The sequence below is a fragment of the Amycolatopsis bartoniae genome (assembly GCF_014191255.1).
GTDB classification, from domain to species: Bacteria; Actinomycetota; Actinomycetes; order Mycobacteriales; family Pseudonocardiaceae; genus Amycolatopsis_E; species Amycolatopsis_E bartoniae.
Window position 1 is genome coordinate 24,295 of record NZ_JACHWH010000002.1, and the last position, 19,504, is coordinate 43,798.

The 19,504-nt window shown below is 71.1% G+C and carries 21 protein-coding genes; 8 read left to right on the top strand and 13 right to left on the bottom strand.

Features of this window, described 5'->3' with window-relative positions; translation table 11 throughout:
• Positions 1-319: 319 nt before the first annotated feature.
• The 5 genes from FHX82_RS11980 to FHX82_RS12000 are packed head-to-tail and all read left to right on the top strand — an operon-like array spanning position 320 to position 6,081.
• On the top strand, positions 320-1,726 hold the full coding sequence (locus tag FHX82_RS11980) for a family 2B encapsulin nanocompartment shell protein (protein ID WP_145938695.1): 1,407 nt from the start codon (positions 320-322) through the stop codon (positions 1,724-1,726).
• A 28-nt stretch (positions 1,727-1,754) separates the two neighbouring features.
• Positions 1,755-3,137, top strand: coding sequence for a family 2B encapsulin nanocompartment shell protein (locus tag FHX82_RS11985; RefSeq protein ID WP_229881495.1), 1,383 nt, complete (start codon positions 1,755-1,757; stop codon positions 3,135-3,137).
• A complete protein-coding gene (locus FHX82_RS11990; RefSeq protein ID WP_145938696.1) occupies positions 3,134-4,138 on the top strand; it encodes a polyprenyl synthetase family protein in 1,005 nt (334 codons plus the stop codon). The genes FHX82_RS11985 and FHX82_RS11990 overlap by 4 nt, the downstream gene beginning before the upstream one ends.
• A gap of 8 nt (positions 4,139-4,146) precedes the next feature.
• Positions 4,147-5,418, top strand: a complete 1,272-nt coding sequence (gene ispH / locus FHX82_RS11995) for a 4-hydroxy-3-methylbut-2-enyl diphosphate reductase (protein ID WP_145938697.1) — start codon at positions 4,147-4,149, stop codon at positions 5,416-5,418.
• 42 nt (positions 5,419-5,460) lie between these two features.
• Entirely contained in the window at positions 5,461-6,081 is a 621-nt protein-coding gene (locus FHX82_RS12000) for an MSMEG_1061 family FMN-dependent PPOX-type flavoprotein (protein WP_145938698.1), read from the top strand.
• Between the two features lie 597 nt (positions 6,082-6,678).
• Here FHX82_RS12000 and FHX82_RS12005 read toward each other — a convergent pair.
• The 7 genes from FHX82_RS12005 to FHX82_RS12035 all read right to left on the bottom strand — a co-directional run bounded on the left by FHX82_RS12005 (position 6,679) and on the right by FHX82_RS12035 (position 11,169).
• A complete protein-coding gene (locus FHX82_RS12005) occupies positions 6,679-7,020 on the bottom strand; it encodes a DUF3140 domain-containing protein (RefSeq protein ID WP_145938699.1) in 342 nt (113 codons plus the stop codon).
• Positions 7,021-7,023: 3 nt separating this feature from the next.
• On the bottom strand, positions 7,024-7,239 hold the full coding sequence (locus FHX82_RS12010) for a DUF3618 domain-containing protein (protein ID WP_145938700.1): 216 nt from the start codon (positions 7,237-7,239) through the stop codon (positions 7,024-7,026).
• Positions 7,232-7,660, bottom strand: a complete 429-nt coding sequence (locus FHX82_RS12015; protein ID WP_145938701.1) for a phage holin family protein — start codon at positions 7,658-7,660, stop codon at positions 7,232-7,234. The genes FHX82_RS12010 and FHX82_RS12015 overlap by 8 nt, the downstream gene beginning before the upstream one ends.
• A 97-nt stretch (positions 7,661-7,757) precedes the next feature.
• Entirely contained in the window at positions 7,758-9,521 is a 1,764-nt protein-coding gene (gene ctaD / locus FHX82_RS12020) for an aa3-type cytochrome oxidase subunit I (RefSeq protein ID WP_145938702.1), read from the bottom strand.
• Between the two features lie 126 nt (positions 9,522-9,647).
• Positions 9,648-10,361 (bottom strand): metallophosphoesterase family protein, encoded by a 714-nt coding sequence (locus FHX82_RS12025; RefSeq protein ID WP_222426005.1) that lies wholly within the window; start codon positions 10,359-10,361, stop codon positions 9,648-9,650.
• Positions 10,358-10,612: a BON domain-containing protein gene (locus FHX82_RS12030; protein ID WP_183176603.1), complete on the bottom strand. Its 255-nt coding sequence runs from the start codon at positions 10,610-10,612 to the stop codon at positions 10,358-10,360. The genes FHX82_RS12025 and FHX82_RS12030 overlap by 4 nt, the downstream gene beginning before the upstream one ends.
• The gene (locus FHX82_RS12035) at positions 10,609-11,169 is read right to left on the bottom strand and encodes a nucleotidyltransferase family protein (RefSeq protein ID WP_183176604.1); all 561 of its coding nucleotides are present in this window, start codon (positions 11,167-11,169) and stop codon (positions 10,609-10,611) included. The genes FHX82_RS12030 and FHX82_RS12035 overlap by 4 nt, the downstream gene beginning before the upstream one ends.
• Positions 11,170-11,295: 126 nt before the next feature.
• On the opposite strand from FHX82_RS12035, the gene FHX82_RS12040 reads away from it, so the two are divergent.
• Together FHX82_RS12040 and FHX82_RS12045 are read left to right on the top strand one after the other, a co-directional pair.
• On the top strand, positions 11,296-11,664 hold the full coding sequence (locus FHX82_RS12040) for an ATP-binding protein (RefSeq protein WP_145938703.1): 369 nt from the start codon (positions 11,296-11,298) through the stop codon (positions 11,662-11,664).
• 200 nt (positions 11,665-11,864) lie between these two features.
• A complete protein-coding gene (locus FHX82_RS12045; protein WP_145938704.1) occupies positions 11,865-12,242 on the top strand; it encodes an STAS domain-containing protein in 378 nt (125 codons plus the stop codon).
• Here the strand turns inward: FHX82_RS12045 and FHX82_RS12050 are convergent.
• Genes FHX82_RS12050 through FHX82_RS12070 form a run of 6 tightly spaced genes read right to left on the bottom strand, consistent with a single transcriptional unit; the run spans position 12,202 to position 18,180 of the window.
• On the bottom strand, positions 12,202-13,155 hold the full coding sequence (locus FHX82_RS12050) for a glycosyltransferase family 9 protein (protein WP_145938714.1): 954 nt from the start codon (positions 13,153-13,155) through the stop codon (positions 12,202-12,204). The two genes, FHX82_RS12045 and FHX82_RS12050, sit on opposite strands and share 41 nt — an antisense overlap.
• Entirely contained in the window at positions 13,146-13,832 is a 687-nt protein-coding gene (locus FHX82_RS12055) for an SDR family oxidoreductase (RefSeq protein WP_145938705.1), read from the bottom strand. The genes FHX82_RS12050 and FHX82_RS12055 overlap by 10 nt, the downstream gene beginning before the upstream one ends.
• Positions 13,825-15,192 carry a D-glycero-beta-D-manno-heptose 1-phosphate adenylyltransferase gene (gene rfaE2, locus FHX82_RS12060; RefSeq protein WP_145938706.1) on the bottom strand — a complete coding sequence of 456 codons (1,368 nt, stop codon included), beginning with the start codon at positions 15,190-15,192 and terminating at the stop codon, positions 13,825-13,827. Before rfaE2 ends, FHX82_RS12055 begins: the two co-directional genes overlap by 8 nt.
• Complete coding sequence (locus FHX82_RS36535) at positions 15,189-15,752, bottom strand: D-sedoheptulose-7-phosphate isomerase (RefSeq protein WP_222426006.1); 564 nt, start codon at positions 15,750-15,752, stop codon at positions 15,189-15,191. The genes rfaE2 and FHX82_RS36535 overlap by 4 nt, the downstream gene beginning before the upstream one ends.
• The gene (locus FHX82_RS12065; protein WP_145938707.1) at positions 15,749-16,759 is read right to left on the bottom strand and encodes a glycosyltransferase family 9 protein; all 1,011 of its coding nucleotides are present in this window, start codon (positions 16,757-16,759) and stop codon (positions 15,749-15,751) included. Before FHX82_RS12065 ends, FHX82_RS36535 begins: the two co-directional genes overlap by 4 nt.
• Complete coding sequence (locus FHX82_RS12070; protein ID WP_145938713.1) at positions 16,753-18,180, bottom strand: HAD-IIIA family hydrolase; 1,428 nt, start codon at positions 18,178-18,180, stop codon at positions 16,753-16,755. Before FHX82_RS12070 ends, FHX82_RS12065 begins: the two co-directional genes overlap by 7 nt.
• Positions 18,181-18,624: 444 nt before the next feature.
• On the opposite strand from FHX82_RS12070, the gene FHX82_RS12075 reads away from it, so the two are divergent.
• On the top strand, positions 18,625-19,491 hold the full coding sequence (locus tag FHX82_RS12075) for a manganese catalase (protein WP_145938708.1): 867 nt from the start codon (positions 18,625-18,627) through the stop codon (positions 19,489-19,491).
• The last annotated feature ends 13 nt before the right edge of the window (positions 19,492-19,504 follow it).

Below are 19,504 nucleotides of genomic sequence, written 5' to 3' on the forward strand. Positions count from 1 at the left end.
CTGGGCGGTTCGGGTGAACGGCAGCTCCGCGCACTACCGTGTTCGGCCCAGTCCGCGACCGTTCGCCCGTCACCGTCACCTGGCCGGGAACGCCATCACTGGTCGTTCCGGGTGATCTATTTCCCCGGTAACACGGCCCACCCTTCCGGCCGTCGCATTTCCGCCGGTCCGGGCACTCGGTCGAGTGACTGTACGGCCTCGGGCCCCGGTGCTAACGTCGATTTCGCCCGCAGATTTCGGGCCTCTGGAGAACAATCCCGGACGCGAAAATCACGAATTTCGCTGGTTGGCGTATGAACAACGATGGGTGGTATTTGCCGTGACCGTTACCGAACCCGCCGCGTCGAGCGTAGAGGACGCGCCGAGGCAGAGCCTGAGCACCGCGGCGGCGCGGCAGCTGGCGACCACGACCAAGTCCGTCCCCCAGATGCAGTCGATCACCTCGCGGTGGCTGCTGCGCGTGCTGCCGTGGGTGCAGGCCGACGGCGGTGTCTTCCGCGTGAACCGCCGGCTGACCTACACCGTCGGCGACGGCCGCGTCACGTTCGTCAGCACCGGCAGCGACGTCCGCGTCATCCCCGCGGAGCTGGGCGAGCTCCCGCTGCTGCGCGGGTTCGCCGACGAGACCGTGCTGTCCGCGCTGGCCGACCGGTTCGTGCAACAGACCTACCAGCCGGGCGACGTGATCGTCGAGTTCGGACACACCTCCGACCAGGCGTTCCTCATCGCGCACGGCAAGGTGAGCAAGATCGGGCCCGGCCAGTACGGCGACGAGACGACGCTCGGCGTGCTCGCGAACGGCGACCACTTCGGCGACGAGACGCTCGCCGACCCGGAGGACATCTGGGAGTACTCGGTCAAGGCCGTCACGCCGTGCACCGTGCTGGTGCTGTCCCAGCGGGACTTCGACGAGGTGTACAACGCGTCGGAGGCGCTGCGGGAGCACGTGGCGCTGTTCCGGGCGGGCAAACTGGCGCCGCAGAACGACTTCGGTGAGGCGGCCATCGACCTGGCGTCGGGCCACGAGGGTGAGCCGGAGCTGCCCGGTACCTATGTCGACTACGAGACCTCGCCCCGCGAGTACGAGCTGAGCGTCGCGCAGACGGTGCTGCGGGTGCACTCCCGCGTCGCGGACCTCTACAACAAGCCGATGAACCAGGTCGAGCAGCAGCTGCGGCTGACCATCGAGGCCCTGCGCGAGCGGCAGGAACACGAGATGATCAACAACGCCGACTTCGGCCTGCTCAACAACGCGGCCGTCGAGCAGCGCATCCACACCCGCTCCGGGCCGCCGACCCCGGACGACCTCGACGACCTGCTCGCCACCGTGTGGAAGGAGCCGACGGTCTTCCTGGCGCACCCGCGCACGATCGCCGCGATCGGCCGGGAGTGCTCCGCGCGCGGCGTGTATCCCTCCAATGTGGACTTCTTCGGCCAGCAGGTGCCGTCGTGGCGCGGGGTGCCGATCCTGCCGTGCAACAAGATCGGGGTGAGCGAGACCCGCACCAGCTCGGTGATCCTGCTGCGCGCGGGCGAGAAGAACCAGGGTGTGGTCGGGCTGCACCAGACGGGCCTGCCGGACGAGTTCGAGCCGGGCCTTTCGGTGCGGTTCATGGGGATCAACGAGAAGGCGATCATCTCCTACCTGGTGACCACGTACTACTCGGCGGCCGTCCTCGTGCCCGACGCGCTGGGCATCCTCGAGAACGTCGAAATCGGCCGCTGAAGCCCGACATTCCTGATAGGCGGTCCTCGTGACGACAGTGGAGACACGCGTCAGCCTGAGCCTCAGCACCACCGCGGCCCGGAAGCTGGCGACCACGACCAAGTCGGTGCCGCAGATGCGCGCCATCAGCTCGCGGTGGCTGCTGCGCAAGCTGCCGTGGGTGGACACCGACGCCGGGACGTACCGGGTCAACCGGCGGCTGAGCCACGCGCTCGGTGAGGGGCGGGCCGCCTGTTACAGCACCGGAGGCGAGGTCCGGGTGGTGCCGGAGAGCCTGGGCGAGCTGCCCATCCTCCGCGGCTTCGACGACCCGATCGTGCTGGCGACGGTCGCCGGGCGGTTCGAGCAGCGCACGTACCAGCCCGGCGACCTGCTCGCCGAGGCGGGGCAGCCGGCGGACGCCGGCTTCCTCGTCGCTTCCGGCAAGGTGGCCACCATCGGCACGGCCCGCTACGGCGACCCGGTGACGCTCGGCGTGCTCGCCGACGGGCAGTTCCTGGGGCGGCAGCTGCTCGCCGAGGATCCCGGCACGTGGCCGCACACCGCGAAAGCGCTTACCCCGGTCACGGCGCTGGTGTTGCGGCACCAGGACTTCCGGCAGTTCCTCGACACCTCCGACGAGCTGCGGGCGCACGTCGAGCGGCTGGGCCGGGCCGCCCGGGAACCGCAGAACAAGTACGGCGAGGCCGACATCGCCCTCGCGTCGGGGCATTCCGGTGAGCCGGTGCTGCCCGGCACGTTCGCCGACTACGAGCTGGACCCGCGCGAGTACGAGCTGAGCGTCGCGCAGACCGTGCTGCGCGTGCACACCCGGGTGGCCGACCTGTTCAACAAGCCCATGGACCAGGTCGAGCAACAGCTGCGGCTCACGGTGGCCGCGTTGCGGGAGCGGCAGGAGGAACAGCTGCTCACCGACCCGCGCTTCGGACTTTTGTCCAATGTGGACTTCCGGCAGCACGTGCAGACCCGTTCCGGGCCACCGACTCCGGACGACCTGGACGAGCTGCTGTCCCGGCGGCGCAAGACGGCGTTCTTCCTCGCCCATCCCCGTGCCATCGCGGCGTTCGGCCGGGAGTGCAGCAGGCGCGGGATCACGCCGGCGACCGCCGACGTGGACGGCAGCCCGATGACGGCCTGGCGCGGGGTGCCGCTCCTGCCCAGCGACAAGATCCCGGTGTCGCGGACGAACACCACGTCGATCCTCGCGATGCGGGTCGGCGAGAAGAGCCAGGGCGTCATCGGGCTGCGGCAGAGCGGGCTGCCCGACGAGATCGAACCCAGCCTCAACGCACGCTACATGGGGATCGACGAAAGCGGCCGGCTGTCCTATCTGGTCAGTGCGTACTACTCGGTGGCGGTGCTGGTGCCCGACGCGCTCGGCATCCTGGACAACGTGGAGCTGGGACGATGACGGCGGAACTGGTGACCGGAGCCCGCACGGCGCGGGAGATCCTCGGCTGGGCCAAGGAGCTGGCCGAACCGGAGCTGCGCGCGGCGGCCGAGCTCCTGCCCCCGTCGATGCGTGCGCCGGTGCGCCACCACTTCGGCTGGGACGACAACACGAGCGGTGGCAAGGCGATCCGGCCCGCGCTCGTCCTGCTGGCCGCGCAGGCGGTGGGGGCACGGGCGCGGAAAGCGCTTCCCGCCGCGGTCGCGGTGGAACTGGTGCACAACTTCTCCCTCGTGCACGACGACGTGATGGACGGGGACGCGACGCGGCGGCACCGTCCGACGGTGTGGAAGCGGTTCGGCACCGAAACGGCGATCCTCGCCGGGGACGCGCTGCTCGCGTTGTCGGCACAGCTGCTCGCCGAACGGCCGCGGGAGCTGCAGGTGCTGATGACCGCCGTCCTCGACCTCGTCGAGGGCCAGAGCGCGGACCTCGCGTTCGAGCGGCGCGAGTTCGTGGGGGCCGAGGAGTGCCGGGAGATGGCGGCGGGCAAGACCGGGGCGCTGCTCGGTTGCGCATGCGCGCTCGGCGCGCTCGCCGGTGGCGGCACGGCGGAGCAGGTCCGGGAGCTGCGCCGGTTCGGTGAGGCGGCCGGGCTGGCGTTCCAGTTCGTCGACGACCTGCTCGGCATCTGGGGCCAGGCCGAGGTGACCGGCAAGCCGGTGTTCTCGGACCTGCGCAACCGCAAGAAGTCGCTGCCGGTGGTCGCGGCGCTCGCGGCGGGCACCGAGGCCAGCCGGGAGCTGGCGGCGTTGTACGGCGCGAAGGAAGCGCTTTCCGACGCACAGCTGGCGCACGCCGCGGACCTCGTCGACCAGGCCGGCGGACGGGCGTGGGCACAGGCCCAGGCCGACCGGTTGCTGTCTCAGGCACTCGTGCACCTGGAAGCCGCCGGCCTCCGGCAGCGCGCTCACGCCGAGCTCGCCGTTCTCGCCCAGCTCATCACCCGCCGCTCGTTCTAGGAGAAGCCATGTCCTTCACCGCCGCGCAAAGCATTCTCGCCGCGAACGATCCACACCGGGCGGCGGCGGGGGCCGTGCTCGTCGCGGACGACCTGTTGTGGCCCAGCAGGTCCGCCGTGCCGTGCCCGGCGGCCGTGTTGCTGGAGGGCGAACTGCGCCGCCGCGGGGTGCGGACCGCGCGGGGGCACCTGCACGTCGGCACGGCCGACCGCGTGCCGGTCGCGCTGCGGGCCGTGTTCCCCGTGACCGGCGGGGAAGCCGGGCTGGGCCTCGCGATCCCCGGCCACCCGTCGCCGGAGGTGACGGCCGCGGTGTACTCGGCGGGCGCGGCGTGGCTCGCCGCGGCGGGCCGCACGCGAAAGGTGCTGCTCGCCGCGCCGCGCTCGTTCTGCGCCGGGGTGGAACGGGCGATCGAGATCGTGGCACGCCTGCTGGACCAGCGCGGCGGCCCGATCTACGTGCGCAAGGAGATCGTGCACAACCGCCACGTGGTCGACGACCTCCGGGCGCGGGGCGCGGTCTTCGTGGAGGAGCTGTCGGAGGTCCCCCGCGAGGCGACGGTCGTGTTCTCCGCGCACGGTGTCTCCCCCGCCGTCCGCGCGGAAGCCAAACGGCGCCGCCTGAACGTCATCGACGCGACGTGCCCCCTGGTCACGAAGGTGCACACGGAGGCGCGGCGCTTCGCGGGGCACGGCCACACCGTGCTGCTCATCGGGCACGCCGGGCACGAGGAGGTCGAGGGCACGCTCGGCGAGGCGCCCGAGCGGACGATCCTGGTGGAGTCGGTCGAAGACGCGCGCCGCGTCCGGGTGCCGGACCCGTCCCGCGTGTCGTACCTGACGCAGACGACGCTGAGCGTGGACGAGACAGCGGCGGTCGTCGCAGCCCTGCGGTCGCGTTTCCCGGCGCTGCGAGGCCCGGCGTCGGACGACATCTGTTACGCCACGACCAACCGGCAGGACGCGCTCAAGGTGGTGGCGGAGGAGGCGGACGTGCTGCTCGTGGTGGGCTCGGCGAACTCGTCCAACTCCGTGCGCCTGGTGGAAATGGCCCGGCGGCAGGGCACCCCGGCGCACCTCATCGAGGACGCGCGCCACCTCCGCCCGGAGTGGGTCACCGGCGCGTCGGTGATCGGCCTGACCGCCGGCGCGTCCGCCCCGCCCCGCCTGGTGGACGCGGTGGTGTCGGCACTCGGCGGTCTCGGCCCGTTGACGGTGGAGGAACGGGAAATCACGCGCGAAACGGTGCATTTCACACTGCCGGTCGCCGTCCGATCCTGAAAATCCGGCGACGCGCCCCCGGGGTCCGGCTACGGTCGGCGGATGGACGTCGATGAGGTGACCTCCGAGGAGGAGCTGCGCGAACTGCTCGGCGAGCCGAACGCCGCCGCCCGGCGCAAGGAGCGCGCGAAACTGCACGAACTGGACCGCGAGTGGCTGGCCCACTCCCCGTTCTGCCTGATCGCCACCGCCGACGCGGCGGGTTCCTGCGACGTCTCCCCCAAGGGCGACCCACCAGGCTTCACGCTGGTACTGGACGACACCACCATCGCCATCCCGGAACGCCCCGGCAACAAACGCGCCGACGGATTCCGGAACATACTCGTGAACCCCCACGTAGGGCTCATCTACTTCCTCCCCGGCCGCGGTGACACCCTACGCATCAACGGCCGGGCCAAACTGGTACGAAAAGCACCGTTCTTCGAGCACATGACCGTCAAAGGCCACCAGCCGGTGCTCGCCCTGGTGGTGGAAATCGAGCAGATCTTCCACCACTGCGCGAAAGCCTTCATGCGCTCGAACCTGTGGAAACCGGAAACCTGGACCCCGGAGGCAGTGGCAGCAAGACCAGTGATAGCGAAAACCCTGGAACGCCCAAACGACACGTTGGAAGAGCTGAAAACCTACTACGGCCCCAAATACGCAGAAAAACTCTACGGCTGACAGCCACCCGGCAACCAAAACGCAACCAAAAGGGCGCCCACCCCTCCCCCGCCCCCGATACGAAGCCGTCATTAGCGGTTGACTCGCCGCGTCAAGGGTGAGGCGAAGCCTCATCGCGAAGCGACGCCGAAGGCGCCCTTGACGCGGCGAGTCAACCGTTAAACAATCGGCGATCGGGGCGCCCGCAACCCCGGTTTTTCGCGCGAAGCGCGGGTCTTTGGGCGCGTCATGCGCGAAGGCGCGGGTTCAAAGATCAAAAGATGCCTCGCCGGCGGGCAGGCTCCAGGATGAGCCAGGGGATGCACCGATCTCACCTTGGCGAGGTGGTCGAGTCGTGTGGTCATCCCGTCGCCTGCGGTTTGTGAGGTTTCAGGCGACGGGATGACCACCCAACTCTCGGGTTCTGTTCAAAGCGGCCTAACGGCCCTTACCGCTCCACGGGCCCGGCGTTCGGCACATCCGGGTCGTCATCCGCGGGTGGCTCCGGGTCCCGCCATTCCTCGGCCCTGCTCGACCGGTTTCCCTGCAACGTCCCTCGCAGTTCGGCTTTCAGTGCGTCGTCCTCGCGTGGGCCGTTCTTGTCGCTGACTCGCTCCATCATCGGGCTCCCTTCAGCGGGTCGTGGCCGAGCGTCATCAGGCGGTGGCGCCAGTTCTCCTGGCCCGCGGTGGGTTCGAGGTCATCGCGCCGTTCGGCGTGGATGCGGTCCACCACCTTGCGCATGATCCGCTCGTCGTCGTCGGTCAGGTCCACGCGCCGCTTCTGCAGGATGTTCAGCACGTGCTGACCGGTCTGGGTGCCCGCGTGATCCGGCACCTCTTCGGCGTTCTCATCGGCCGAGCGGGTGCGGAGCCACTCGCTCAGCTCTCGGGAGGACATGTTGACCACACGGTGGAACTCGTCCCACAGCTCGGTCTCGACCTCGACGTGGTGCGCCATGACTCACCTCCGGCTGACGATCTTCTTGATGATCAGGAACACCAACAGTGCCACCCCGACCGCGGCGCCCGTGGTGAGCGCCGCCCGCTCGGTGGTGTGCGCGGTCTCCTTGACCTTCGCGGCCAGGGCCTCCGCTGTCTCGCCCAGTTCCTGGCGGGTCAGCTCCGCGTCCAGCCGCGCCTGCTCCGCGTTGCGGGGGAAGGTGTCGGACTCAGACATCCGTCGTCCGCCCCCTCTGCTTCACGACCTCGACGTCCTTCTGGACACCCTCGGCCGCCTCCTCCGGGATCGGCGGCACCGCGCGCTTGATCTGCTTCGTGCCCAGCAGCGCGGCGATTCCCCCGACGGCCAGCAGAGCGACTCCGATGATCAGGGCCGCGGCCCAGCCCGGCAGCACCAGGGCGAGCCCCAGCACCGCGGCGGCGACGAGCACCGCGGCCCCGAAGAACGCGGTCACCCCGGCGAAACCGGTCAACCCGGCCCCGATGCCCGCGCGCTTGCCCTTCTCCTTCAGCTCCTCCGTGGCCAGACGCAGCTCGTCCCGCACGAGACGGCGCATCTGCTCGGACAGGTCCTGGATCAGCTGCGCGATCGAGCGGTCCTCGACCGCGGTCGATCCACGACCGGCTGTCTCACTCATCGTCGTTCCCTCCAAGTCGGTCTGCCGACCGGCTACCCGGAGGTGCTGAGCACTAACCCCGCAGGTCCCGCGGAGCGGTCGTCGCCGCTGTACAGGGCTAATCGTGAGGCGTGCTCGCCTGCGAAGCCTTCTCCGATGGCGTCTCCCGCGCCTCCGAATGCGGCACCGGCTTGCCCGTCAGGGTGATGTGCCCTTCGTCGTGCAGGCGGTCGACCATGTGCGGGTAGTGCAGCTCGAACGCGGGCCGCTCGGAGCGGATCCGGGGCAGCTCCAGGAAGTTGTGCCGCGGCGGCGGGCACGTCGTGGCCCATTCGAGCGAGTTGCCGAAGCCCCACGGATCGTCCACTTCGACCGGATCACCGAAGCGGTAGCTGCGCACCACGTTGTAGATGAACGGCAGCATGGACGCGCCGAGGATGAACGCGCCGATGGTCGAGATGGTGTTCAGCAGCGTGAACCCGTCGCTCGGCAGGTAGTCGGCGTAGCGGCGCGGCATCCCCATGTCCCCGAGCCAGTGCTGCACCAGGAACGTGGTGTGGAAACCGATGAACGTGGTCCAGAAGTGCAGCTTCGCGAGCGGTTCGTTGAGCATCCGCCCGGTCATCTTGGGGAACCAGAAGTACACGCCCGCGAACGTCGCGAACACGATGGTGCCGAACAGCACGTAGTGGAAGTGCGCGACCACGAAGTACGAGTCGTGGATGTGGAAGTCCAGCGGCGGCGACGCCAGGATGATGCCCGTCAGGCCGCCCAGCAGGAACGTCACCAGGAACCCGACCGACCACAGCATCGGGCTCTCGAAACTGATGCGCCCCTTCCACATCGTGCCGATCCAGTTGAAGAACTTGATGCCCGTCGGCACGGCGATCAGGAACGTCATGAACGAGAAGAACGGCAGCAGCACCGCGCCCGTGGCGAACATGTGGTGCGCCCACACCGCGAACGACAACGCGGTGATGCCGATCGTCGCGAACACCATCAGCCGGTAACCGAACAACGGTTTCCGGCTGAACACCGGAATGATCTCCGTGACTATCCCGAAATAGGGCAACGCGATGATGTAGACCTCGGGATGGCCGAAGAACCAGAACAGGTGCTGCCACAGGATCGCCCCGCCGTTCGCCGGATCGAGCGCGTGCGCGCCGATGAGCCGGTCGGCCAGCAGCGCGAACAGCGCGGCGGTGAGGATCGGGAACACGGCGAGGATCAGGATCGACGTGAACAGGATGTTCCAGGTGAAGATCGGCATCCGCCACATCGTCATCCCCGGACAGCGCAGGCACACCACGGTCGTGACCATGTTGACGGCACCGAGGATGGTCCCGAGCCCGGACACGATCAGCCCCGCGGCCCACATGTTCCCGCCGATGCCGGGTGAATGCACCGCGTCCGACAGCGGGGTGTACGCCGTCCAGCCGAAGTCCGCGGCCCCGCCCGGCGTCGCGAACGACCCCAGCACGATCAGCCCGCCGAACAGGAACAGCCAGTACGAGAACGCGTTGAGCCGCGGGAACGCCACGTCCGGCGAACCGATCTGCAGCGGCAGGATCAGGTTGGCGAACGCGAACACGTTCGGCGTCGCGTACAGCAGCAGCATGATCGTGCCGTGCATGGTGAACAGCTGGTTGTACTGCTCGTTCGACAGGAACTGCAGCCCCGGCCGCGCCAGCTCGCCCCGCATGAGCAGCGCCATCGAGCCGCCGATGACGAAGAACCCGAGCGAGGTGAACAGGTACAGCAGGCCGATCTGCTTGTGATCGGTGGTGCGCGCGAGCCGCAGGATCGCCTGGCCCCGCCGGTGGCGCGCAGGCAGCTCGTAGCGGTTCCCCAGTACGACGGGCCGGGCCCGCAACTCCGTCATCGCTTCCTCGCCTTCGTCGCGCTCAGTGCCGACCGGGGCCTTCCCACTGTGCTCCAGGCGCAGTAGTGAATCAAGCCCACGAGAAATGTATTGCGGTTCGCGCGCCACCGCAGGCCGGGAAAAGGATCACGAGCCCAGTCCGTACGTGGCGAAGGCGCTGCGGATGACCGGCTGGGCCACGTTGCGCACCCGCACCCCGCCCGGTGTCACGCCCTGCTCGCAACCGAAGTGCGCGTGGCCGTGGATCGCCAGGTCCACCCCGCATTCGTCGATCACCTCGCCGAGCTGGTAACACCCGAGGAAAGGGTATATTTCGGGCGGTTCGCCACGCAGCGTCTCCGGGATCGGCGAATAGTGCGTGAGCGCGATCCGCACGTCCGTGTCCAGGGTTTTCAACGCGGCCCGCAACCGGTCGGCGCGCTCGATCGTGTGACCCACGAACGCCTTCATCTCGCGCTCGCCGAAGTTGCTCGCGCACTTGCCCGCGAACCCGCCGCCGAAGCCCTTGACGCCGGCGACGCCGAGCCGCTGGTCGCCGACCTCCAGCGTCACCGCCTCGCCTTCGAGCACGCGGATACCGGAGTCCTCCAGCAGCTTGGCGATGTCGTCGGCGGCGTCGCTGTGGTGGTCGTGGTTGCCGAGCACGGCGACCACCGGCACCGGCAGGCCGGCGAACTCCTCGGCGGCCACGCGGGCCTCGTCGAGCGCGCCGTGGCGGGTCAGGTCACCCGCCAGCAGCAGCACGTCCGCGTGTCCGGCCAGGTTGTCGAGAGCGGGCCGGAGACGGCCACGGGCGTCCTCCCCGAGGTGCACGTCCCCGACGGCAGCGACCCGGATCACCGCAGCTCCTCCCGTCGTGCTGGTTCGCGGGTGTCGGCCACCCGCACGTCGTTGTGCAGCTCCACGTCCGGCGCCACCTCGGCGAGCACCTGCTCCAGCTCGGCGCGCCGCTGCTCGGTGGCGACCTCGCCGGAGAGGTGGACGTGGTCCCCGCGCACGTTGACGCGCACGCCCAGTTCGGCCGTGCGCGGGTCCTCGGCCAGCGCACGGCGCACGTGCGCGACCCGGTACTGCGGGCTCTCGCCGGTCATGTCCCGCTCCTTTCGACTTCGGCCACGGAAAGCGCTTCCAGCAGCGTGATGAAGGACCGGGCGTACGGCGACTCCTGCGTCTCGGCGGCCACGCGACCCCAGTCCACCTGTTCCCTCAGGTCGCGGGCGATGGTCAGCAGGGGCGTGAAGTCGCAGCGGTGCGCGTCGAGCACCAGCAGCTTGTCGACCATGAGGTCGGTGCCGGTGACCACCTTGGCCAGCGCGGGCCCGATCCGCATCTCCTCGGCCCGCGCCAGCACGTCCGCGATGTCCGAGCGGTAGTTGGGGCGGAAGATGAGGTCGACCAGCACGTCCTCGTAGTAGACCTTGGTCAGCCAGTCCTCCGGCGGCTCCTCCGGCCGCATCCCGGCGTCCACGAGCGCCTGCTGCGCGCGCCGGACGTCCTCCTCGCGGACGAACACGTCGACGTCGTGGTCCGACGGCGGCCCACCGCGGGCGTACACGGCACAGCCGCCGGCGACCGCGAAGTCGATCCCGGCGGCGGCGAGGGTGTTCACCACCTTCGTCAGCGTCCGCAGCAGGCTCTTTTCGTCCATTTCCGCCGGATACCCGCCCCCCACCTCGCGAAAACCAAGTCCACTTTGGACACAAGGCGCGCGTTTCCGCCCCCCTTCCCGGGGGTACCTCGGGGCTGGGACGAGAGATTTGGGGAGAGCAGTCCGATGCGAAGCCAAGCGGAGATCACGCTGGTCAGGACGCCGGAGGCCGCGCGCTGGGCGCGCCGTTTCGTCGACGGCGTGTGCGTGGACTGGCACATCACCGGCCTCACACCGGACGCCGAGACGGTCGCGAGCGAGCTGGTGGAGAACACGATCCAGCACACCCGGTCGACGCCGCGGCTGCGCCTGGAGCTGGACGACGGGGAGCTGACCGTGGCGGTGTCGGACGACAGCCCCGACCGGGCCTTCGTGCGCTCCGGCAGCGGCCGGGGCGGGTTCGGCATGGTGATGATCGAGCAGACGGCGAAGGACTGGGGCTGCACGCTCTCGCCTTCCGGCGGAAAGACGGTGTGGGCCACCCTGGTCGCGTAATTCGTTCATGAATAACCGCGGGTAGCAGCAGGTTTACCCGACTCAGTGCCTTGCGTCTCCGCGATGGGAGTCCGTACGGTCGGAAGAAGCGGTTGAAAGCGCAGCCGTGCCGGGAGGGCGGTTCGCACGCGACCGGCGGGATTTCACTTTTCCGCGATGGTGTGCGGTCCGCTCGAACCTCCAACAGATCGGAAGACGCCGTGCACGCATCCAACGACGTCCGGATCGAGGCAGAGCGTCGCGACGACGGTATCGTGCTCGCTCGCACCAGCGGCGAACTCGACTCGCTGGGCGCACCGGTCCTGCGCGAACATCTCGACGGTTACCTCGGCGACGACGTCGACTTCGTCGTCGACCTCGACGGGGTCACCTTCCTCGGCTCGTCCGGGCTGCAGGTCCTCGTCGACACCGAGCGGTCCGCCGCCCTGCGTCACCGGCGGTGGGCGGTGGTGGGCAACCACCGCGTGGTGCTGCGTCCCATCGAGCTCACCGGGCTGGCGGGCACGCTGCCGCTGCAGCCGACGGTGCCCGCCGCGATCAGCTCGCTGAAGGCACTCCGGCCGGCCGCGGTGCTCTGACCGCCGCCAGCACGTCCTCGGCGGTGATCCGCAGCAGGCCCGGGTCCGGTTCGTCCGCGAACGGGTCGGCGAAGCTGCCCCGCCACAACGCCACGTGCCGGTCCTCGGTGCCCGGCGGCGGGCCCCACTGGGCCGGGGTGACCGGCCCGAACAGCAGCACCGAGCGGGTGCCGTACGCCGTGGCGAGGTGCCCGGCGCCGGTGTCCCCGCACACGACCAGTGCCGCGTCCGCGATCAGCGCGGCGAACTCGGACAGCGTGGTCCGGCCCGCGAGCACCGCCTCCTCCCCCAGCCCGGCCGCCTCGGCGACCGACTTCGCGAGCCCGTACTCGGCCGCGTTGCCGGTCACCACCACGCGGTGTCCCCGTGCGGCGAGGGCGCGGCCGACGGCGGCGAAGCGGTCGGCGGGCCAGCGGCGCGAGCCGTAGGCCGCGCCGGGGTGCAGCACGACCGCGTCCGGCGCCGGGCTGCCGGCCTCGGGCCGCGCCAGCGCCAGGTCACGCCGGTCGGCGGAAATTCCGTAGTACGCCAGGAGATCACACCAGCGTTGCGCTTCGTGCACGTCCGTCCGCCACGCCGGGCCGGCCAGGTCCGGGTGCCCGGGATGACGGTGCGTGAGCAGGCGCCCGGGCCGGGTGGCCACCAGGTCGTCGATGCTCTGCGGGCCGCTGCCGTGCAGGTTGACCGCGACGGCGGGCGGCTCGCCGGGCCAGGACAGGCCGCCCAGCCCGGTGGTGGGCAGCACGTCGTCGACGGCGCCGACGAGGTCCACGAGCGGGCGCAGGCCCGCGGGCGCGGCGAGGACGAGCCGCGCCCGCGGGAAGGCCCTGCGCAGCCCGCGCAGCGCGGGCACGGACACGAGCAGGTCGCCCACGCCCAGCGCCCGCAGCACGAGCACGTCCGTCACGGCCAGGAGCCCTCTTCCGACGCCGCCACGACCAGCTCCCGCACCTCGCAGCCCGCGGGCTGCGACAGCGCGAACAACACGGCCCTGGCGACGTTCTCCGGGTGGTTGAGCTTCGCGTCCGCCGGCGGCTTGTACTGCTCGTCGCGGTTGTCGAAGAACGCCGTGTGCATGCCGCCGGGGATCAGCAGCGTCACGCCGATCTCGCCGGCGGTCTCCGCGGCGAGCGCGCGGGTGAACCCGACGACGCCCCACTTCGAGGCGCAGTAGGCCGTCGCGTCGCTGACCGCCTTGATGCCCAGCGTCGAGGCGACCGTGATCACCTTGCCGTGCGAGCGCTTCAGGTGCGGCAGCGCGGCGCGGACCACCGCGGCGGTGCCGAACAGGTTGAGCTGCACGACGCGTTCCCAGTCCGCAGTGGACACCGAGTCCAGCTTGCCCGGGGTGTCGATGCCGGCGGCGGTGAAGACGCCGTCCAGCCCGCCCGCGGTCTCGACGATCTCGTTCACCGCCCGCTCGGTGGCGGCGGTGTCGGTCAGGTCCACCGGCACGTACGGCACGTCGGCCGCCGGCGGCTTGAGGTCGAGCACGAGCGGCTGACCACCGGCCTTCGCGACCGCCTCGACGGTCGCGGCGCCCAGTCCGGACGCGCCACCGGTGATCAGTACCTTGCCCGGGTTATCCATGGGAGACTCCCTCCAGCAGTCGGGTCGTCGAATAGCCGTCGACGAACGGAACCAGCACGATCTCGCCGCCGTGCGCGCGGACGACTCCGGCCTCGGGCAGCTCGGTGCCCGCGTAGTCGCCGCCCTTCACCCATACGTCGGGCCGGATCTTCTCCAGCAGCGCGGCGGGGGAAGACTCGTCGAACACCGCGACCGCGTCGACGGACTCCAGCGCGGCGAGCACCCGCACCCGGTCCGCGGCGGGCACGACGGGCCGCGTCGGGCCCTTCAGCCGCCGCACGGAGGCGTCGGAGTTCACGCACACGATCAGCGCGTCGCCGAGCGAGCGGGCGTGCCGCAGCAGTGAGACGTGCCCGGGGTGCAGCAGGTCGAAGCAGCCGCCGGTGGCCACCAGGCGCCCACCGCGGCGGCGCACGCGCTCGGCGAACTCGAGCGCGTCGCTCACGGGCTCCGGCTCGATCTCGTCGACGGGCTGGGACACGGCGGTCGCGGCACCCGCGGCGACGAACCGGGCGGCGGACTCGACGGCGGTCGCCACGGCGGCGGACAGGTCCGCGCCCTCGAACAGCGCGGCGGTGGCGGCGCTGGCGAAGCGGTCGCCCGCGCCGCAGGTGTCGGGCCGCAGGCTGGCGGCGACCTTCGCGGAGTTCGGGATCGGCACCCGGCGCACGCCTTCGGGCGAGGCGAGCACCGCACCCTTCGAGCCCAGCGTGACGGCCACCGCGTGCGCGTTCCACTTGTCCCGCAACGCTTCCGCCAGCTCGGCCGGTTCTCCGGTGGCGCCGGTGAACTTCACGGCCTCGCTGTCGTTGGGCGTCACGAGCCGGGCGCCGGGCACGGGCGCGCCGCCGCGGGGGTGCGGGTCCCACACGACCGGGACGCGGGTGGCCGCCTCCGCGAGCAGCTCGCGGATCTGCGGATGGTCCGCGACGCCGCGGCCGTAGTCCGCGACCAGGATGGCGCCCGCGTCGCGCAGCACCGAAACCGTGCGGTCGTCGAGCGCGCGCCGGGAGGCGCGGCCGCCGCCGCGGTCGAGCCGCGCGACCGACTGCTGGGCGGCGCGGATGCGGGTCTTGCACGGCGTCTCGCCGTCGAGCGGCAGCGTGCACAGCTCGACCTCGCTCTCCAGCAGCGAGGCGAGCCGGGCGCCGCTCTCGTCGGCGCCGATCGCGGTGACCAGGACGACCTCGGCCGCCGACCGGGCGGCCAGCAGCGCCGCGAGCCCGGCGCCACCGGGGCGCTGCCACTCGCGGCCGACGTCCACGACGGGCACCGGCGCTTCCGGGCAGAGGCGTTCGGCCGTGCCCTCGACGTCGATGTCGAGCAGGGCATCGCCGACCACCACCAGCGGCCCGCTCACGAGGGCACTCCCAGCGCCTCGTCGAGCGCGGCGCACAACCCGTGCACGACCGCCAGGTGCGCCTCCTGCACGGTGCCCGTGCGCTCGGCCTCGATCGCGATCGCGTCGTCGCACAGCGAGGCCAGGTCGTTGGGCGCGGGACCGGTCAGCGCCCACGTCGTCATGCCGATCTCGTGCGCCGCCTTCGCCGCGAGGATCACGTTCTGGCTGCGCCCGCTGGTGGACAGCGCCACCAGCACGTCGCGGGGCCGGCCGTGGGCGCGCACCTGGCGGGCGAACACCTCGTGCTCGCCGTAGTCGTTGACGATGGCGGTGGTGGCCGACGTGTCGCCGTGCAGCGCGATGGCGGACAGCGGCTGCCGGTCGTTGACGAACCGGCCCACCAGCTCCCCGGTGAGGTGCTGGGCCTCCGCCGCACTGCCACCGTTGCCACACGCGAGCAGCCGGCCACCGCGCGCGAAGACGTCGGCGAGATGTCGGCCCCATGCCTCGATCCTCGGCGCGTCCACGCTGAGCCTCAGCATCGCGTCGGACAACGCTCCGAACCGCTCTTCGATCACGCTGCACCTCCTAGTTTCTCGACGGCCTGGCGGACGTCCTCGGGCGGAACCCCGGCCAGGCACGGGTGCCCCGGGACCGGGCAGACGCGTGCGCGGGAGTCCCGGCACGGCGCGTTCTGGTCCCCGAGCAGGACGACGGGCACCCCGTACGGCGCCCACCGCTCCGCGGGCACCACCGGCGCGAACAGCGACACCACGGGGGTGCCGACCGCCGCCGCGAGGTGCGCGGGTCCGGTGTTGGGGGCGACGAGCACGCGGGCGCCCGCCAGAACCGCGGCCAGCTCGGCGAAGTTCGTGCGGCCGGCCAGGTTCACCGCGCGGTCCCCCGCCACCTCGGCGGTCAGCTCCGCTTCACCGGGGCCGCCGGTGACGACCACGCGGTAACCGCTTTCCGCCAGCAGCCGCACGGCTTCCGCGTTGTGCGCCGACGGCCACTGCCGGGCGGGCACCGAGGCCGCCGGATGCACGACCACGTAACCGGGTTCGCCGACCAGGTGGGACACGTCCGGCAGCGGCTCGCGGACGGCGAGCCTGCCGTCGTCGCCCGGCGGCAGCTCGAAACCCGCGGCGCGCACCAAAGAAAGCGCTCTCTCGGGTTCGGGCGGGTCGCCGTCCACGCGGTGGCGCAGGTCGAGCAGCGCACCCGGGTAGTCCTCGCTGATGGCCCCGATCCACGGCACCCCGCACTCCCGCAGGAGCAGCGCGAGCGGCAGCGCGGACTGGTGGAACGACGTGAAGACCAGCGCCCGGTCGAAGTCGCGGGCGCGGAGCTGGTCGCGCAGCTCGTCGAGGTAGCCGGGCGTCACGGCGGGCGGCTGCGGGTCGATCCACGGCGCGCACCACGTGAGCACCTCGCCGACGCCGGGCAGCAGCTCGGCGGCGGAGCGGCCGTGCGGCCCGGCGAGCATCGTGACCGAGTCCGCCGCGGCCGCCACCGCGCGCACCGCCGGACCGGTGATGAGCACGTCACCCGCGTTGTCCAGCCGCGCGACCAGGACCTTCACCATGCCCGCTCCCCCATCGCCAGCCCGACCGCCTCCGTCAGGTCGCGCGCGACGCGCGGGGCGGAGCGGATCTCCTCTTCCCTGGTGTGCTCGGTCGGCACGAGAATGCCCGCCGCCCCGGCCGCCGCGGCGGCTCCGACGTCGGCCCCGATGTCGCCGATCACGACGCAGTCCCGCGGCCGCACCCCGAGCGCCTTCGCGGCCTGGCGCACCAAACCGGGCTTCGGCTTGCGGCACGCGCAGCCGTCGGCCTCGCCGTGCACGCACACCTGCCACGTGTCGAACGGCCCGAGCAGCTCCTCGACCCGCGCGTTGACCTCGGTCAGCTGCTCCTCGGTGATGAGCCCGCGGGCGACGCCGGACTGGTTGCTGACGACGCCGATGGCCACGCCCGCCTCGCGCAGCCGCCGCAGCACCTGCTCGGCGCCGGGCATCGGGCGCACGAGCTTCGGGTCGGCCAGGTACGGCTCGTTGACGATGATCGTGTCGTCGCGGTCGAACAGGATTGCCTTGGGCGCACTGGGTTTCTCGCGCAGGGCCGCGATCTCCCCGCGCAGGCGGGACAGCACGGCGGCGGGCGGGACGAGCGCGCTCGTGACCACCATCCGCGCGATCTCCCGCGGCGTTCGCGGACCGGGCAGGATGCGGCGCAGCGCGAAGTCGGTGGTGAGCGCCAGCCAGGCGGCGGCCGCGACACCGCGCCGCCTTCCGGCGAGGCTCGCGGCCGCGAGCGCCGCGGTGGTCAGGAAGTGGCGGCCCATCGGGCTGGGACCCGCGTCCGTGAGGTCTCGCCAGGTCCGGCCGTAACGGCGGCGCAGCACCGCGTCTCCGGCGTGCGCCCGCTGTTCGGTCACGCTGTCGAAGAAACCGCGTTCCCGCGAAGGCTGCAGGGACAGGCGGGAGCCGCGCTCCCAGTCGAGCCCCGCCCGCCGCAGCCGCAACACGAAGTCGCTGCCGACGCGGGAGGTGCGCTCGTCGAACCCGCCGAGCGCGGCGAGCACGTCGCGGCGGCAGGCGAAGTCGGAGAGGTGCCAGCCCGCCGCGCGCTCCGCGCAGCGGCGCTCGTCGTCGGCCGGGCGCCGGCCGCCGGTGGGCGGCGGCACGACGAGGTGGCCGTAGGACGCGGCCACGCGCGACGGGAGCCCGGTCAGGTCGGTCGCCAGCCGCTCGCGCCAATCGGCGGGCAGCCGCACGTCGTCGTCGAGGAAAACCACCCATTCGGTGTTCGCCGCGCGCCAGCCGGCGTTACGCCCGCCGGCCACCACGCGCACCGGGACCGACAGCCCGGGCAGGTCCGGCACGGGCCCGGCCACGATCACCTCGGCCGGCGCGGGCCCGGCGCCGTGCTCCAGCGAGGAAAGGAGTGCCTGCAGCGAGTTCCGGCCGCTCGTGGGTACGACCACCGTGTACCCGGCTCCGGTCATCCGCATGGTCACCTCCTTCTCCTACTACCGCTACCCGGCGCAGCGACTTCTAAACGAGGACGAGTCGCGCGTGAAATACGGAAAGCCCCGACCTGCGGCAATTCCGGAATTTCCGGGAAGATCCACCCGCGCGGGGCCTACCAGCCGAGATCGGGAAGCCGGCCGGCCCGGGAATCAGCGAGGAAATCCCGGAGCGGGAATTTTCCGCCGTTTTCCGAACCTTGCCCTGCGTTCCCCGCCGGACACGAACGGTAGTCACTCCCCTGACGCACTCCCACGCAGCTCTGTTACCCCCCGTGGCGACTTCTCAAACTGTCCGCAGCGACTTCAGGTACTGACATCAGGATCGGACGAACACACAGGAAATTCCGTGAATAGCCCCGCCGACAAGGGGAAGCCCGTCCCCACGCCGCACTGGGCGGAAGCGCGAGGAAGGGACAACGAGTGTTCAGGCACACGAAGCAGCTGCAGTTCGAGGCCAAGCCGGAAAGGCCGGACCCGGTATACGCGCACAAGCTGCAGGAGCTGATCGGCGGCGCGTTCGGCGAGATGACCGTGACCATGCAGTACTTGTTCCAGGGGTGGAACTGCCGCATCGAGGGCAAGTACAAGGACCTCATCATGGACACGGCGACCGAGGAGATCGGGCACGTCGAGATGCTCGCGACGATGGTGGCGCGGCTACTGGAGGGCGCGCCGGCCACGATGACCGCCGAGGCGGTCAAGGACCCGGTGATGGCCGCGGTGATCGGGGGCATGGATCCGCAGCAGGCCATCGTGGCAGGTGGGGGTGCGCTGCCGGCGGACTCGAACGGCTACCCGTGGAACGGGAAGTTCATCGTGGCCAGCGGGAACCTGCTGGCGGACTTCCGGGCGAACGCGGCGGCGGAGGCGCAGGGACGGCTGCAGACCGCGCGGTTGTACAACATGACCGACGACCCGGGCGTGAAGGAGATGCTGAAGTTCAACCTCGCCCGTGACACCGTGCACCAGAAGCAGTGGCTGCGGGCGATCGAGGAGCTCGAAGCCGACGGCCTCGAGACCGACATCGCCCCCAGCGCGCTGTTCGACGAGGAGAACCAGGAACACAACAACACGATCTGGCACCTGTCCGACGGCCCCGACGGCAACAAGGGCGGCTGGAGCACCGGTGAGGACCGCATCGAGTACCTGATGGACCCGAAGCCGCTGGGCGGCCCGGGCACGGCCCCGAAGCCGGACCCGGCCCTCTACGGCACGTACTCCCCCACCCAGGACGCGGTCGGCACCGTCAAGGGCAAGGCCCAGTCGGTGAAGAGCAAGCTCACGTAGGACGGAAGGAGGG